Annotated in this window: 11 protein-coding genes; 4 read left to right on the plus strand and 7 right to left on the minus strand. The window is 69.6% G+C overall.

The genetic code is table 11. The features are described 5' to 3' along the window. Nucleotides 1-152: 152 nt before the first annotated feature. The 3 genes from HCJ93_RS26810 to HCJ93_RS26820 are packed head-to-tail and all read right to left on the minus strand — an operon-like array spanning nucleotide 153 to nucleotide 2,886. Nucleotides 153-959 (minus strand): amino acid ABC transporter ATP-binding protein, encoded by an 807-nt coding sequence (locus tag HCJ93_RS26810; RefSeq protein ID WP_277350785.1) that lies wholly within the window; start codon nucleotides 957-959, stop codon nucleotides 153-155. After that, on the minus strand, nucleotides 956-1,894 hold the full coding sequence (locus HCJ93_RS26815) for an amino acid ABC transporter permease (RefSeq protein WP_167998409.1): 939 nt from the start codon (nucleotides 1,892-1,894) through the stop codon (nucleotides 956-958). The genes HCJ93_RS26810 and HCJ93_RS26815 overlap by 4 nt, the downstream gene beginning before the upstream one ends. Nucleotides 1,895-1,926: 32 nt before the next feature. Beyond that, nucleotides 1,927-2,886: an ABC transporter substrate-binding protein gene (locus HCJ93_RS26820; protein ID WP_167998444.1), complete on the minus strand. Its 960-nt coding sequence runs from the start codon at nucleotides 2,884-2,886 to the stop codon at nucleotides 1,927-1,929. A gap of 593 nt (nucleotides 2,887-3,479) precedes the next feature. Here HCJ93_RS26820 and HCJ93_RS29955 point away from each other — a divergent pair. From HCJ93_RS29955 to HCJ93_RS26840, 4 genes are all read left to right on the plus strand, one after another. Beyond that, nucleotides 3,480-4,721, plus strand: a complete 1,242-nt coding sequence (locus tag HCJ93_RS29955; protein ID WP_167998410.1) for an NAD(P)-dependent malic enzyme — start codon at nucleotides 3,480-3,482, stop codon at nucleotides 4,719-4,721. A 326-nt stretch (nucleotides 4,722-5,047) separates the two neighbouring features. Beyond that, nucleotides 5,048-6,013, plus strand: a complete 966-nt coding sequence (locus tag HCJ93_RS26830; protein WP_167998411.1) for a zinc-binding dehydrogenase — start codon at nucleotides 5,048-5,050, stop codon at nucleotides 6,011-6,013. A gap of 98 nt (nucleotides 6,014-6,111) precedes the next feature. After that, nucleotides 6,112-6,321, plus strand: a complete 210-nt coding sequence (locus HCJ93_RS26835) for an HTH domain-containing protein (RefSeq protein WP_167998412.1) — start codon at nucleotides 6,112-6,114, stop codon at nucleotides 6,319-6,321. Then, complete coding sequence (locus HCJ93_RS26840; RefSeq protein ID WP_167998413.1) at nucleotides 6,321-6,875, plus strand: Clp protease N-terminal domain-containing protein; 555 nt, start codon at nucleotides 6,321-6,323, stop codon at nucleotides 6,873-6,875. Before HCJ93_RS26835 ends, HCJ93_RS26840 begins: the two co-directional genes overlap by 1 nt. 6 nt (nucleotides 6,876-6,881) lie before the next feature. Here HCJ93_RS26840 and HCJ93_RS26845 read toward each other — a convergent pair whose 3' ends face one another. The 4 genes from HCJ93_RS26845 to HCJ93_RS26860 form a co-directional block, all read right to left on the minus strand. Then, nucleotides 6,882-7,895 (minus strand): PadR family transcriptional regulator, encoded by a 1,014-nt coding sequence (locus HCJ93_RS26845; protein ID WP_167998414.1) that lies wholly within the window; start codon nucleotides 7,893-7,895, stop codon nucleotides 6,882-6,884. A 1-nt stretch (nucleotide 7,896) separates the two neighbouring features. Beyond that, a complete protein-coding gene (locus HCJ93_RS26850; RefSeq protein ID WP_167998415.1) occupies nucleotides 7,897-8,781 on the minus strand; it encodes a DUF4097 family beta strand repeat-containing protein in 885 nt (294 codons plus the stop codon). 327 nt (nucleotides 8,782-9,108) lie between these two features. Next, complete coding sequence (locus tag HCJ93_RS26855) at nucleotides 9,109-9,288, minus strand: DUF6104 family protein (protein WP_028420339.1); 180 nt, start codon at nucleotides 9,286-9,288, stop codon at nucleotides 9,109-9,111. Between the two features lie 101 nt (nucleotides 9,289-9,389). Next, nucleotides 9,390-13,220: a multifunctional oxoglutarate decarboxylase/oxoglutarate dehydrogenase thiamine pyrophosphate-binding subunit/dihydrolipoyllysine-residue succinyltransferase subunit gene (locus tag HCJ93_RS26860; RefSeq protein WP_167998416.1), complete on the minus strand. Its 3,831-nt coding sequence runs from the start codon at nucleotides 13,218-13,220 to the stop codon at nucleotides 9,390-9,392. Nucleotides 13,221-13,435: the final 215 nt, after the last annotated feature.

A 13,435-nucleotide genomic window follows, 5' to 3' on the forward strand; every position in this document is an offset into this window, starting at 1 on the left:
GGGTGACCGTACCGCCCCTCCGTGTGGCGCTCCGTGTGGCGCTCCGTGTGGCGCTCCGTGTGGCGCTCAGTGAGCGGGCAGGCCGTGCAGGCCATGCGAACCATGCGGGCCGCACGGGCCACGGCGACCGCGACCGCCGTGGCCGCCGTGGATCACAGCACCTTGGACAGGAACGCCTTGGTGCGCTCGTGCTGCGGGTCGGTCAGGACGTCGCGCGGGTTGCCCGACTCGACCACCACACCGCCGTCCATGAAGACCAGGCTGTCGCCGACCTCGCGGGCGAAGCCCATCTCGTGGGTGACGACGACCATCGTCATGCCCGACTGCGCCAGGTCCCGCATGACGTCCAGGACGTCGCCGACCAGCTCCGGGTCGAGGGCCGAGGTCGGCTCGTCGAAGAGCATCAGCTTGGGTTCCATGGCCAGCGCCCGGGCGATGGCCACGCGCTGCTGCTGGCCGCCGGAGAGCTGCGAGGGGTAGTTCGCGGCCTTGTCGGCCAGGCCCACGCGCTCCAGGAGCTGCATGGCGCGCTCCTTGGCCTGCGCCTTGTTCTGTCCCTTGACCTGCACCGGCGCCTCGATGATGTTCTCCAGCGCGGTCATGTGCGGGAACAGGTTGAAGCGCTGGAAGACCATGCCGATGTCGCGGCGCTTCAGGGCGACCTCGGTGTCCTTCAGCTCGTAGAGCTTGTCGCCCTTCTGGCGGTAGCCCACGAGCTCGCCGTCCACGTAGAGACGGCCGGCGTTGATCTTCTCCAGGTGGTTGATGCACCGCAGGAAGGTCGACTTGCCGGAGCCGGAGGGGCCGATGAGGCAGAAGACCTCGCCCTGCTTGACCTCCAGGTCGATGCCCTTGAGGACCTCCACCTGACCGAAGGACTTGTGGACGCCCTCCGCCTTCACCATGGGGACGGTGGTGTCCTTGGCCGGCGTGTCCTTCTTGGCGAGCTTGTCGGTCATGCGGTGCCTCCGTTCGGGCGACCGAGGGAGAGCAGGTTCGCCTTGATCTTCTGGAGCGGCGTCGGCGGCAGCTGGCGGGTCGAGCCCTTCGCGTAGTACCGCTCGAGGTAGTACTGGCCGACGCTGAAGACCGAGGTCAGCAGCAGGTACCAGGCCGCGGCAAGGAACAGCATCTCGGCCGGGGCGCCGGAGGTCTGGCCGATGTCCTGAGCGGCACGGAGCAGCTCGGGGTACTGGACGACCGAGACCAGCGAGGTCGTCTTCAGCATGTTGATGACCTCGTTGCCCGTCGGCGGCACGATCACGCGCATCGCCTGCGGGATGACGATCCGGCGCAGCGTCTTGGCGTGGCTCATGCCGAGCGCGTGCGAGGCCTCGGTCTGGCCCTCGTCGACCGAGAGCAGACCGGCACGGCAGATCTCCGCCATGTAGGCGGCCTCATTGAGGCCCAGACCCAGCAGCGCCGTCAGGAACGGGGTCATGAAGTCCGACCACTCGTCCTTGTAGAACGGCCCGAGGTTGATGTACTCGAAGACCAGGCCCAGGTTGAACCAGACGATCAGCTGGACCAGCACCGGGGTGCCCCGGAAGAACCAGATGTAGAACCACGCGATCGACGAGGTGACCGGGTTCTTCGACAGGCGCATGACGGCGAGCAGGATGCCGCCGACGATGCCGATCGCCATCGCGAGGACGGTGAGCAGCAGTGTCTTGCCGACACCGTCGAGGATGCGGTCGTCGAAGAAGTAGTTGGGGATCGCGTCCCACTCGATCTTGCCCTGGGAGAACGCGTAGACGACTCCGCCCAGCAGGGCGAGAGCGATCACTGCGGAGACGTACCGGCCGTAGTGGCGGACCGGGATGGCCTTGATGGCCTCCGGGCCGGCCGGGGGAGTGCCGGCCGGGCCCGTCGTCTTGTCGGTGTCGACTGTCACGGATGTTGCCTTTCAGTGCCGCTCGCGCGCGGTCACTTGCCGCCGTTGATCGTGGCTTCCTTGACGGCGCCCTCGGCGACGCCCCACTTGTCGAGGATCTTCTCGTACTCGCCGTTCTCGATGATCGCGTCGAGCGCGGCCTTCAGCGCGTCGCGCAGCTGGGTGTTGTTCTTGGCGACCGCGATGCCGTACGGAGCCGCTTCGACCTGCTCGCCGACCAGCTGGAAGTCCTTGCCGCCGCCGGAGGTCTTCACGGCGTACGCGGCGACCGGGAAGTCGGAGGAGCCGGCGTCGGCGCCGCCCGCGCGCAGGCGGGTCTGGGCCTGCTGGTCGTTGTCGAAGGCCTCGATGGCGATCTTCTTGCCGGCCGGGCACTTCTTGTTCTCGGCCTTGGCGAGGTCCTCGGAGACCGTGCCGCGCTGCAGCACGATCTTCTTGCCGCACAGGTCGGACCAGGTCTTGATGCCCTGGTCGTCGCCCTTCTTGGTGTAGATCGACACACCGGCGGTGAAGTAGTCGACGAAGTCGACGCCCTCACCGACCTTCTTGCCGGTCTCGGAGTCGATGCCCTCCTGGCGGTCCTTGGTGTCCGTCATCGCGGACATGGCGATGTCGTAGCGCTTGGAGCGCAGACCGGTGATCAGCGTGTCGAAGGTGCCGTTCTCGAATTCGAAGGTGACGCCGAGCTGCTTGCCCATGGCCGCCGCGAGGTCGGGGTCGATGCCGACCGTCTTGCCGGAGTCGTCCTTGAACTCGACCGGGGCGTATGCGATGTCCGAGCCGACCTTGATGACGCCCTTGTCGCGGATCGCCTTGGGCAGCTTGTCCGCGAGCGGAGCCGCCGACGTGGCGGTGTCCGTGTTGCTCGAGCCGTTGTCCTGGGTCTGGTCACCGCAGCCGGTGAGAAGCAGTGCGCCTGCGACCGCGATCGCGCCGACCGCTGCAATCTTCGAGCGTGCGGCGGTGGTACGACGGGTGGTGCTTGCGGTCATGGTGGGTTCCTCCGGCGGATGGGTGGAGATGCCGATGGGGCCGGCGACTGCTGTTACCAGGGAGTAAAGCAGCGCCATGGGTCGACGAGAGCACACGCCTTCGAGTGTCGCGACCTCGTGTGATTACCGCATCTTGCCATTCGGACTGCGCTATTCAGGGGGTGACCAATGTCAAAAATGGATAACGGGTGGCCGATGATGCGGCCCACCTGGCCGTGAACAGGCCGGATGGGTTGCGGGAAACTTCGGTTTAGGCCGGAAGATCTCCGGCGGAACGGGGTCGGGCGAGGATTCGGCCGTCACGTTTGCCGGGCCGCGAGCGCTTGCCGAGCGTTTGTCCAGGTCTTGTCCTGAAATTGGACGATGAGTCCCGGCCTCGGCATGTGACCTTCGCGTTATGGACTCGTCGTCGGCGGCGTCGGTCCGGTATGAAGGTTCTTTACACCCCTCATCCGGGGCTCAGGGCGCGTGTGCGGCGCGCCCGTCGCGTTTGGCCCGTACGCATCAACCCACCGGGCTCTGCGCGGTCCCGCCCACTTCTCACCTGAAGTGGTTAAACCCTCAAACCATGAACACTTAAGGGGTAAAACCTAGTGGCAGCGGAGATTGTGAATCCTCGCAGCGACAGTGAGGCCGGGAGCGACAGCGAGCAGGACGGGGCGGAGCCCCTCACGTCCCTCGACTCCTTCGACCCGGCGTTCGCGCTGCATCGCGGCGGCAAAATGGCTGTGCAGGCCACCGTGCCGGTCCGTGACAAGGACGATCTGTCCCTGGCGTACACGCCCGGCGTCGCGAAGGTGTGCAGCGCGATCGCCGAGCAGCCGGAACTCGTCCATGACTACACGTGGAAGTCGTCGGTCGTCGCCGTCGTGACGGACGGTACGGCCGTACTGGGCCTCGGTGACATCGGGGCCGAGGCGTCCCTCCCGGTGATGGAGGGCAAGGCGATCCTGTTCAAGCAGTTCGGTGGGGTGGACGCGGTTCCGCTCGCGCTGAGCTGCACGGACGTGGACGAGATCGTCGAGACGGTGGTGCGGCTGGCGCCGTCCTTCGGGGGCATCAACCTGGAGGACATCTCGGCGCCGCGGTGCTTCGAGGTCGAGCGGAAGCTGCAGGAACGGCTGGACATCCCGGTCTTCCACGACGACCAGCACGGCACGGCGGTCGTGACGCTGGCGGCGCTGCGGAACGCCGCGCGGCTCAGCGGGCGGGCGCTCAGCGAGCTGCGGGCGGTGATCTCCGGTGCGGGTGCGGCGGGGGTCGCCATCGCGAAGATGCTGGTCGAGGCCGGTATCGGGGACGTGGCGCTGGCGGACCGCAAGGGTGTCGTGTCGCGGGACCGGGATGATCTGACGCCGATCAAGGCGGAAGTCGCCTCGTTCACGAACAAGTCGGGCCTCTCGGGGTCGCTCGAGGCCGCGCTGGAGGGGGCCGATGTGTTCATCGGCGTCTCCGGCGGGACGGTGTCGGAGGCGGCGGTGGCGTCGATGGCGGAGGGGGCGTTCGTCTTCGCCATGGCCAACCCGAACCCGGAGGTGCATCCGGAGGTCGCGCACAAGTACGCGGCGGTTGTGGCGACCGGGCGGTCGGACTTCCCGAACCAGATCAACAACGTGCTGGCGTTTCCGGGGATCTTCGCGGGGGCGCTGCAGGTGCGGGCCTCCCGGATCACGGAGGGCATGAAGCTGGCGGCTGCGGAGGCGTTGGCGTCGGTGGTCGGGGACGATCTGGCCGCTGACTACGTCATCCCGTCGCCGTTCGACGAGCGGGTCGCTCCGGCGGTGACGGCGGCGGTGGCCGCGGCAGCGCGGGCCGAGGGCGTCGCGCGCCGCTAGGTTCGCCGCCCGGCTGCGGTGTCGTCTCGCCCGGCGTTCTCGTTCGGCCCCGTCCCCGGTTGGGGGCGGGGCCGAGCCGTGTGTATGCGCGCGTGCGGGTACACCCGTCCGGGTGAGCGGGGCGGTGCGCGTCCGACCGTGCCGGCGGTGCGGCTGCGGCACCACGCCAGGCTGGTGAGTGCCGGCCACCGCCGGCCGGCACCGGTGTCGGGTGCGCGGGCGGAGCGGGGCGGGGGCAGCCGGATGGTGAACGGAATGTGCAAGAGGGTGTGTGTCACAGACCCCGTTGGTTCCTCAAGCGGGGGCGGGAACCTATCGTCGACCCCATGTTCGCTGTCTACGCTGCCCGAATCGACCGTGACCAGCCCCTCACCGGTCTGGAGTTGGGAGAGCGGCCGGCTCCCGAGGCCCGCCCCGGCTGGAGCACCGTCACGGTGAAAGCCGCCTCGCTCAACCACCACGACCTCTGGTCCCTGCGGGGCGTGGGCCTCTCCGAGGACAAGCTGCCGATGATCCTCGGCTGCGACGCCGCCGGCGTCGACGAGGACGGCAACGAGGTGGTCCTGCATTCCGTCATCGGGCAGACCGGGCACGGGGTGGGGCCCCGTGAGCCGCGGTCCATCCTGACGGAGCGTTACCAGGGGACGTTCGCTGAGAAGGTGGCCGTGCCCACGTGGAATCTGCTGCCCAAGCCGAAGGAGCTGTCCTTCGAGGAGGCCGCCTGTCTGCCCACGGCCTGGCTGACCGCCTACCGGATGCTGTTCACCAACGCCGGTGTGCGGCCCGGTGACTCGGTGCTGGTGCAGGGCGCGGGCGGTGGGGTGGCCACCGCTGCGATCGTGCTCGGCAAGGCCGCGGGGCTCAGGGTGTACGCCACCAGTCGTGACGAGGCGAAGCGGAAGCGGGCGCTGGAGCTCGGCGCGGTGGAGGCGGTGGAGTCGGGGGCGCGGCTGCCGGAGCGGGTGGACGCGGTGATCGAGACCGTGGGCGCCGCCACCTGGTCGCACTCGGTGAAGTCGCTGAAGCCGGGCGGCACGCTGGTGATCTCCGGGGCGACGAGTGGTGACCGGCCCTCGCATGCGGAGCTGACGCGGATCTTCTTCCTGGAGCTGAAGGTCGTGGGGTCCACGATGGGGACCAAGGAGGAGCTGGAGGATCTGCTCGCGTTCTGTGCGGCGACGGGGGTGCGGCCCGTGATCGACGAGGTGCTGCCGATGGACCGGGCCCGGGAGGGCTTCGAGAAGATGGCGTCGGGCGAGCTGTTCGGGAAGGTCGTGCTGACGAACGGCTGAGTGACGCACGGTGCGGCGGCCGGTCCGGGGTTCGGGCCGGCCGTTTCGTTTGTCAACCGGGGTTGACGCGAAAGGGGGGGGCAACGTAGGTTGACAGGGTGAGTGAGGCAACCGATCTGGCCGAGCGGGCCGGGGACCGGGATCCGAGGGTCGGCCTGCGGGCCGTCGCCGCGCTGCGGAGGCTGCTGGAGCAGCTCGAGGCGGTGCAGGTGCGCAGCGCGCGCAATCAGGGATGGTCCTGGCAGGAGATCGCCAACGAACTCGGCGTGAGCCGGCAGGCCGTGCACAAGAAGTACGGGAGGCATTGATGTTCGAGCGGTTCACCAAGGACGCCCGTGCGGTGGTCAAGGGAGCGGTCGCGCAGGCGGCGTCGGTGGGGGCGGCGTCGGTGACGCCCGAGCATCTGCTGCTGGGGCTGCTGGAGAGCGAGGGGAGCCGGGGCTCGTTCGCGCTGGCCGCGCTCGGGGGCGGGGAGTGGAAGGACGCGGTGCGGGGGGAGTTGGAGGCTGCTCGGAGGCGGGGTGGGCTGACGCAGGCCGAGGCGGAGGCGCTGGCCGGGCTGGGGATCGATGTGGACGAGGTCGTGGCCCGGGTGGAGGACGTGCACGGGGTCGGTGCCTTGTCGGGAGGCCAGCGGGGGCGGCGGGGGCATGTGCCGTTCGGGAAGGGGGCGAAGGACGTGCTGCAGCGGACGCTGCGCATCGCCCTCGCCCAGCGGGAACGGCGCATCGGCGACGAGCACATCCTGCTCGCCCTCACCGGCCGGCCCGGTGTCCCCGCCGAGGTGCTCGCCGGTCACGGGGTGACCTATGAGTCCGTGAGCCGGGTGCTCTACGGGAGCGGCGAGGCCAAGGCGGGGTGACGGGCGTCAGCCGGTCTTCTCCCTGTGGAGCAGGGCGGCGATGTGGGCCGCGGCCGTGGACAGGTGGCGGCGTGCGTCGCGGAGCTGCTCCTCGGTGACGCCGTGGTCGCGGGCCGCGTCGCGGATGTCGTCGCGGAAGCGGTCGAGCAGGCGGTCCAGGTCGCGGGCCGGGTCCCCGGTGGAGTCCGTCGCCCCCTCGTGCGCCCACTCGGGGACATAGGCGGCGGGGAAGTCCTCCGGTGTCTGGGAGTACTCGGGCGCGGACGCCGGGTCCTTGGCGGCCCAGCCGTTCTTGCCGAAGTCGCCCACTTCCTTGATGAGTTCGCTCAGCCCCTCGCGCAGGCCCGTCGGCCAGTCGCCCCGGGCGAAGTGGTCCTGCACGTGCTCCTGGACCCGCCGGGCGATGCGCTGCACCTCCTCCCGCGCCCGGTCCTGGGCCTCCTTGGCCTGGAGGCGGGCGCGCTGGGCCTCCTCGCGGGAGCGGCGGCTCTCGTCCTTGGCGCGGCGGGCCTGCTCCTTCCATTCCTGCTTGGCCCGGCGCATCTCCTCCTTGGCGGCGCGCCAGGCCTCGCGGTCGGTGAGGCCGGTGAAGTCGCCGGAGAAGACGTCGTCGTCGGTGTGCGTGCCGGTGGTACGAGCCTTGCTGGCCGCGGCGCGCATCTCGCGGCGCAGGTCGCCCGCCGCCCCGCGGACGTCCGCCTTGATCTCGGCCGCCAGTTCGGCGACCGACTCGCGGATCTCCATTTCCAGGTCGGCCAGTTCGCCACTGCGGCCGGCCAGCTCGGCGCGGCCCGCGTCGGTGATGGAGTACACCTTGCGGCCGCCCTCCATGGTGTGGGTGACCAGGCCCTCCGCCTCCAGCTTGGCCAGCCGGGGGTAGACCGTGCCCGCGGAGGGGGCGTACAGGCCCTGGAAGCGCTCCTCCAGGAGGCGGATCACCTCGTAGCCGTGGCGCGGGGCCTCGTCCAGCAGCTTGAGCAGGTAGAGGCGGAGGCGTCCGTGGGCGAAGACGGGGGGCATGTCAGAGCACCTTCTTGTCGGTCGGGCCGTCGGCCTGGGTGTCCGTGGTGCCGGCGGGGGGAGCGTCCCACGGCTCGTCCTCGCGTGGTGGCCTGCGCAGCAGGGCGATGGAGCCGGAGACGGTGGTCGCCCGCAGCTTGCCGGTTCCGGCGCCCAGTCGGCCGGTGATCTTGTGGGCGCCCCACTGGCCGTGCACCCGGAGGTCGTCGAAGGCGTTGGAGACGGCGCCGCTGGCCGTGTTGGCCTCGACCTCCGTGTCGGCCGGGTAGGGCAGACGGATCGCTATCTCACCGGAGACGCTGGTCAGCCGGACGTCCGTCGGGCCGTCGGGGTCGAGGTCGACGATCATCGAGCCGCTGACCGAGTCGGCCTTGACCGAGGAGCCGGACCCGTCGAGCACGGTGAGGTCGCCGGAGACCGAGTTGAAGCGGAGGTCGCCGGTGACCGACTGGGCCTCCAGACTGCCGGACACCGTGTCCGCGCGGACCGGACCGGAGAGGGAGACCAGGGTGGTGTCGCCGGTGACGCCCTTGATCACGGAGGGGCCCCGCAGGCCGGAGACGACGGCCGAGGCGCCGACCACGCCGACCTCGACGCGCGTGGCGGCCGGGACGGCGAGGGAGACGACGGCGCTGCGGCGCCAGCCCTTGCGGTCCAGCCACTTGAGGAAGCCCTTCCAGGGCAGGTCCTCGTAGGCCACGCTGAGAGTGCCGCCCTTCTGGGTGACGATCAGAGGTGGCCCCTCCACCTCCGAGACCTCGAGGCGCGCGGAACTCTCCTCCGTGCCCACGACGTTCACCGTGCCGTTGACGATGCGCACATGGAGTTCGGTCACGGGCTCGTCGAAAGTGAGCTTCGTGGGCTCCGTGACGGACCACTCGGGCATGGTGGGACCTCCTAGACACGCGCCATATCGCGTATTACGTGATTCACGATATATCGCGGGGAGGGAAAGTCAAGGCACTCGTGTGGGTGGCGGTGGGTGGCCTTCGTTGACGCGGGCAGGACGGCAGGAGACCACGGCAGGACTGCGCCCGTGGGAGGGCGCCCCTGACCTGCGCGGGGAAGGGGGCTCCTGCGAGAGGGCGCCCCGGGCACCGGAGGGAGCGCCCCGGACACCAGAGGAAACGCGGGGGCGCCGGCGGCGGGCCGTGCGCCGGCCGGCGCGGAGACCCGTGGCAGGCCGCGAGAACCCCGACGGGCTCCCGCGGGCCTACTCGTCGTCCTCGTCGTCCAGCCGGGCCAGCCAGGTCGCCAGACGCTCGACCGGGACCTCGAAGTCGGGGTTCAGATCCACGAACGTGCGCAGCTGCTCGGCGAGCCACTCGAAGGTGATCTCCTCCTCGCCGCGCCGCTTCTCCAGTTCCTCGATGCCACGGTCGGTGAAGTACATGCCGTCCAGGATAAGTGGCCGCAAAGGGGCGGGCCGCACCCCCTGAGCAGGGGATGCGGCCCGGAGGAACCCCGCGGGGCGCGGGACCGTGAGGCGCGGGCTCAGGCCTCGAAGACCTCGCGGACCAGCTGCTCCTGCTCGGCCTGGTGGCGCTTGGCCGAGCCGACCGCCGGGGACGAGCTGTGCGGCCGCGAGATGCGGCGCAGACGCTCGGCGGGCGGGAGGTCGGCGCCGACCGCCAGGTCCAGGTGGTCGATCAGGTTGAGCGCGATGAACGGCCAGGCACCCTGGTTCGCCGGCTCCTCCTGGGCCCACAGGTACTTCTCGGCGTTCGGGTACTTCTTGATCTCCGCCTGGAGTTCGGCACCCGGCAGCGGGTACAGGCGCTCGATGCGGATGATCGCGGTGTCCGTCGCGCCGCGCTTCTGACGCTCGGCGTCCAGGTCGTAGTAGACCTTGCCGGCGCAGAAGACGACCTTCTTGACCGCGGCCGGGTCGACCGAGTTGTCGCCGATGACCGGCTGGAACTGCCCGGAGGTGAACTCCTCCGCCTTCGACGCGGCGGCCTTCAGGCGCAGCATCGACTTCGGGGTGAAGACGATCAGCGGCTTGTGGTGCGGGTTGTGCACCTGCCACCGCAGGAGGTGGAAGTAGTTCGCCGGCGAGGTCGGCATGGCGACCGTCATGTTGTTCTGGGCGCACAGCTGCAGGAACCGCTCCGGGCGGGCCGAGGAGTGGTCCGGGCCCTGGCCCTCGTAGCCGTGCGGCAGGAGCAGGACCACACCGGAGGTCTGGGCCCACTTCTGCTCGGCGGAGGAGATGAACTCGTCCACGACCGTCTGGGCGCCGTTGGCGAAGTCGCCGAACTGCGCCTCCCACAGCACGAGCGCGTCGGGGCGGGCCAGCGAGTAGCCGTACTCGAAGCCCATCGCCGCGTACTCGGACAGCAGGGAGTTGTAGACGTTCAGCCGCGCCTGGTCCTCGGAGAGGTACTGCAGCGGCGTGTACTCCTCGCCGGTGTTGCGGTCGATGATCACCGCGTGGCGCTGGCCGAAGGTGCCGCGCTGGGAGTCCTGGCCCGCGAGGCGGACCGGCACGCCCTCCAGCAGCAGGGAGCCGAAGGCGAGGGTCTCGCCCATGCCCCAGTCGATGGTGCCGTCCTCGACCATGGTCGCCCGGCGCTGCAGCTGGGGCAGCAGGCGCGGGTGGACCGTGATGTGGTCGGGGATGTTGACCTGGGACTCGGCGATCCGCTTGACGACCTCGCTGGTCACCGCGGTGTTCACGGCGACCGGGAACTCCGCCTGCGGGTCGGACGGCTCCACCGACGCCGGCTGCGAGGTGGCCTCGCGGACCTCGGTGAAGACCTTCTCCAGCTGGCCCTGGTAGTCCTGCAGGGCCTGCTCGGCCTCCTCCAGGGTGATGTCGCCGCGACCGATCAGCGACTCGGTGTACAGCTTGCGCACCGAGCGCTTCTTGTCGATCAGGTCGTACATCAGCGGCTGGGTGAAGGCCGGGTTGTCCGACTCGTTGTGACCGCGGCGGCGGTAGCAGATGAGGTCGATGACCACGTCCTTGTTGAACGCCTGGCGGAACTCGAAGGCCAGCCGGGCGACGCGGACGCAGGCCTCCGGGTCGTCGCCGTTGACGTGGAAGATCGGGGCCTCGATCATCCGCGCCACGTCGGTGGCGTACATCGACGAGCGGGACGACTCCGGGGCGGCGGTGAAGCCGACCTGGTTGTTGATGACGATGTGGACCGTGCCGCCGGTGCGGTAGCCGCGCAGCTGCGACATGTTCAGGGTCTCGGCCACCACGCCCTGGCCCGCGAAGGCCGCGTCGCCGTGGATCGCCACCGGGAGCACGGTGAAGTCCGTGCCGCCCTTGCCGATGATGTCCTGCTTGGCGCGGGCGACGCCCTCCAGGACCGGGTCGACCGCCTCCAGGTGGGAGGGGTTGGCGACCAGCGAGACCTTGATCTGCTCGCCGTCCAGGCCGGTGAAGGTGCCCTCGGCGCCCAGGTGGTACTTCACGTCGCCGGAGCCGTGCATCGACTTCGGGTCGAGGTTGCCCTCGAACTCGCGGAAGATCTGCGCGTACGACTTGCCGACGATGTTGGCGAGAACGTTCAGCCGGCCGCGGTGGGCCATGCCGATGACGACCTCGTCCAGGCGGGACTCGGCGGCCGAGTCGAGCACCGCGTCGAGCAGCGGGATGACGGACTCGCCGCCCTCCAGCGAGAAGCGCTTCTGGCCGACGTACTTGGTCTGCAGGAACGTCTCGAAGGCCTCGGCGGCGTTCAGCCGGCGCAGGATGCGCAGCTGCTCCTCGCGCTCCGGCTTGGAGTGCGGGCGCTCCACCCGGTCCTGGATCCACTTGCGCTGCTTGGGGTCCTGGATGTGCATGAACTCGATGCCGGTGGTGCGGCAGTACGAGTCGCGGAGCACGCCGAGGATGTCGCGCAGCTTCATCATCGACTTGCCGGCGAAGCCGCCGACGGCGAACTCGCGCTCCAGGTCCCACAGCGTCAGCCCGTGCTCGACGATGTCGAGGTCGGGGTGCTTGCGCTGCTTGTACTCCAGCGGGTCGGTGTCGGCCATCACATGGCCGCGGACCCGGTAGGCGTGGATCAGGTCGAAGACCCGGGCGGCCTTGGTGACGTCGTCGTCGTGGCTGGCGTCGATGTCCTTGAGCCAGCGGACCGGCTCGTAGGGGATGCGCAGCGCCTCGAAGATGTCGTCGTAGAAGTTGTTCTCGCCGAGCAGCAGGTTGGCGACGGTGCGCAGGAACTCACCGGAGGCGGCGCCCTGGATCACCCGGTGGTCGTAGGTCGACGTGAGCGTCATGACCTTCGAGATGCCGAGCTTGTTCAGGGTGTCCTGGCTGGTGCCCTGGAACTCGGCCGGGTAGTCCATGGAGCCGACGCCCATGATCAGCGACTGGCCGGGCATCAGGCGCGGCACCGAGTGGACGGTGCCCAGGCCACCGGGGTTGGTCAGGGAGACCGTCACACCGGTGAAGTCGTCCATCGTGAGCTTGTTGTCGCGAGCACGACGGACGATGTCCTCGTAGGCCTGCCAGAACTCGAAGAAGTTCATGGTCTCGGCCTTCTTGATCGCCGCGACGACCAGCTGGCGCTCGCCGTTGGGCTTGACCAGGTCGATGGCGAGACCGAGGTTGATGTGCTCCGGCTTGACCAGGGTGGGCTTGCCGTCCACCTTCGCGTAGGACCAGTTCATCGACGGCATCGCCTTGATCGCCTGGACCATGGCGTAGCCGATGATGTGCGTGAAGGAGATCTTCCCGCCCCGGGCCCGCTTGAGGTGGTTGTTGATGACGATCCGGTTGTCGAACAGCAGCTTCACCGGAACGGCGCGCACGGAGGTGGCCGTCGGCAGCTCCAGGGAGGCGTCCATGTTCTTGGCCACCGCGGCGGCCGGACCGCGCAGGGTCACCTTCTCGGGACCGCTCGGGGCCTCACCGTCGGCCTTCGCCGGAGCCTTCGCCTGAGCCTTCGGCTGGGCGGCGGCGGGCTTGGCGGCCGGGGCCGCGGCCTTCGCCGGAGCCTGTGCCTGGGCCGGCTTCGCGGCGGGCTGCGCCGGAGCGGCGGGCGCCTGCTGCGCGGCGGGCTTGGCCGGGGCGGCCTGCGCCTGCTGCTGTGCGGGGGCCTCGGCGGTGGGCTGAGCGGTGGGGGAGGTGCCCGCGGCCCCCGTGGCCGCGGTACCCGCCGGAGCCGAGGCGGAGGGCGCCCCTGGCTTGTAGTCGGCGAAGAAGTCCCACCAGGCTCGGTCCACCGAGTTCGGGTCCTGGAGGTACTGCTGATAGATCTCGTCGACGAGCCACTCGTTCGCACCGAACGCGGCCGCGGGGTTCTTGCCCGCTTGGTCGGTGTCGGTCGAGATGCTCGAGTTACTGGGGGACTGTGGCGACACGGCGGCAACCGCCCTCTTCCGCTTCACAAGGTGATGGACAGCGGAAATAAAGGCTACGCCCCCAGGCGCGAGAAGGTCAGGCCGGGCCCGTTCAACGTCGTGCAAGTCACATTGATCAGCGTGTTTCGGCGCTGGAAATGGCGGGAAACAAGCGAGGTTTTGCTTCTTCCGGCCGTATCAGGGATGCGTCGGCCGAGGCCCGTCGCGCGGCGCGC

The organism is Streptomyces composti (assembly GCF_012034205.1).
GTDB lineage: Bacteria > Actinomycetota > Actinomycetes > Streptomycetales > Streptomycetaceae > Streptomyces > Streptomyces composti.

Bases quoted from the DNA above. Each gene is read 5' to 3' on its own strand.
- HCJ93_RS26810 (WP_277350785.1), bottom strand. From the start codon at position 959: ATGACCGACAAGCTCGCCAAGAAGGACACGCCGGCCAAGGACACCACC.
- HCJ93_RS26820 (WP_167998444.1), bottom strand. From the start codon at position 2,886: ATGACCGCAAGCACCACCCGTCGTACCACCGCCGCACGCTCGAAGATT.
- HCJ93_RS26830 (WP_167998411.1), top strand. From the start codon at position 5,048: ATGTTCGCTGTCTACGCTGCCCGAATCGACCGTGACCAGCCCCTCACC.
- HCJ93_RS26840 (WP_167998413.1), top strand. From the start codon at position 6,321: ATGTTCGAGCGGTTCACCAAGGACGCCCGTGCGGTGGTCAAGGGAGCG.
- HCJ93_RS26845 (WP_167998414.1), bottom strand. From the start codon at position 7,895: ATGCCCCCCGTCTTCGCCCACGGACGCCTCCGCCTCTACCTGCTCAAG.
- HCJ93_RS26850 (WP_167998415.1), bottom strand. From the start codon at position 8,781: ATGCCCGAGTGGTCCGTCACGGAGCCCACGAAGCTCACTTTCGACGAG.
- HCJ93_RS26855 (WP_028420339.1), bottom strand. From the start codon at position 9,288: ATGTACTTCACCGACCGTGGCATCGAGGAACTGGAGAAGCGGCGCGGC.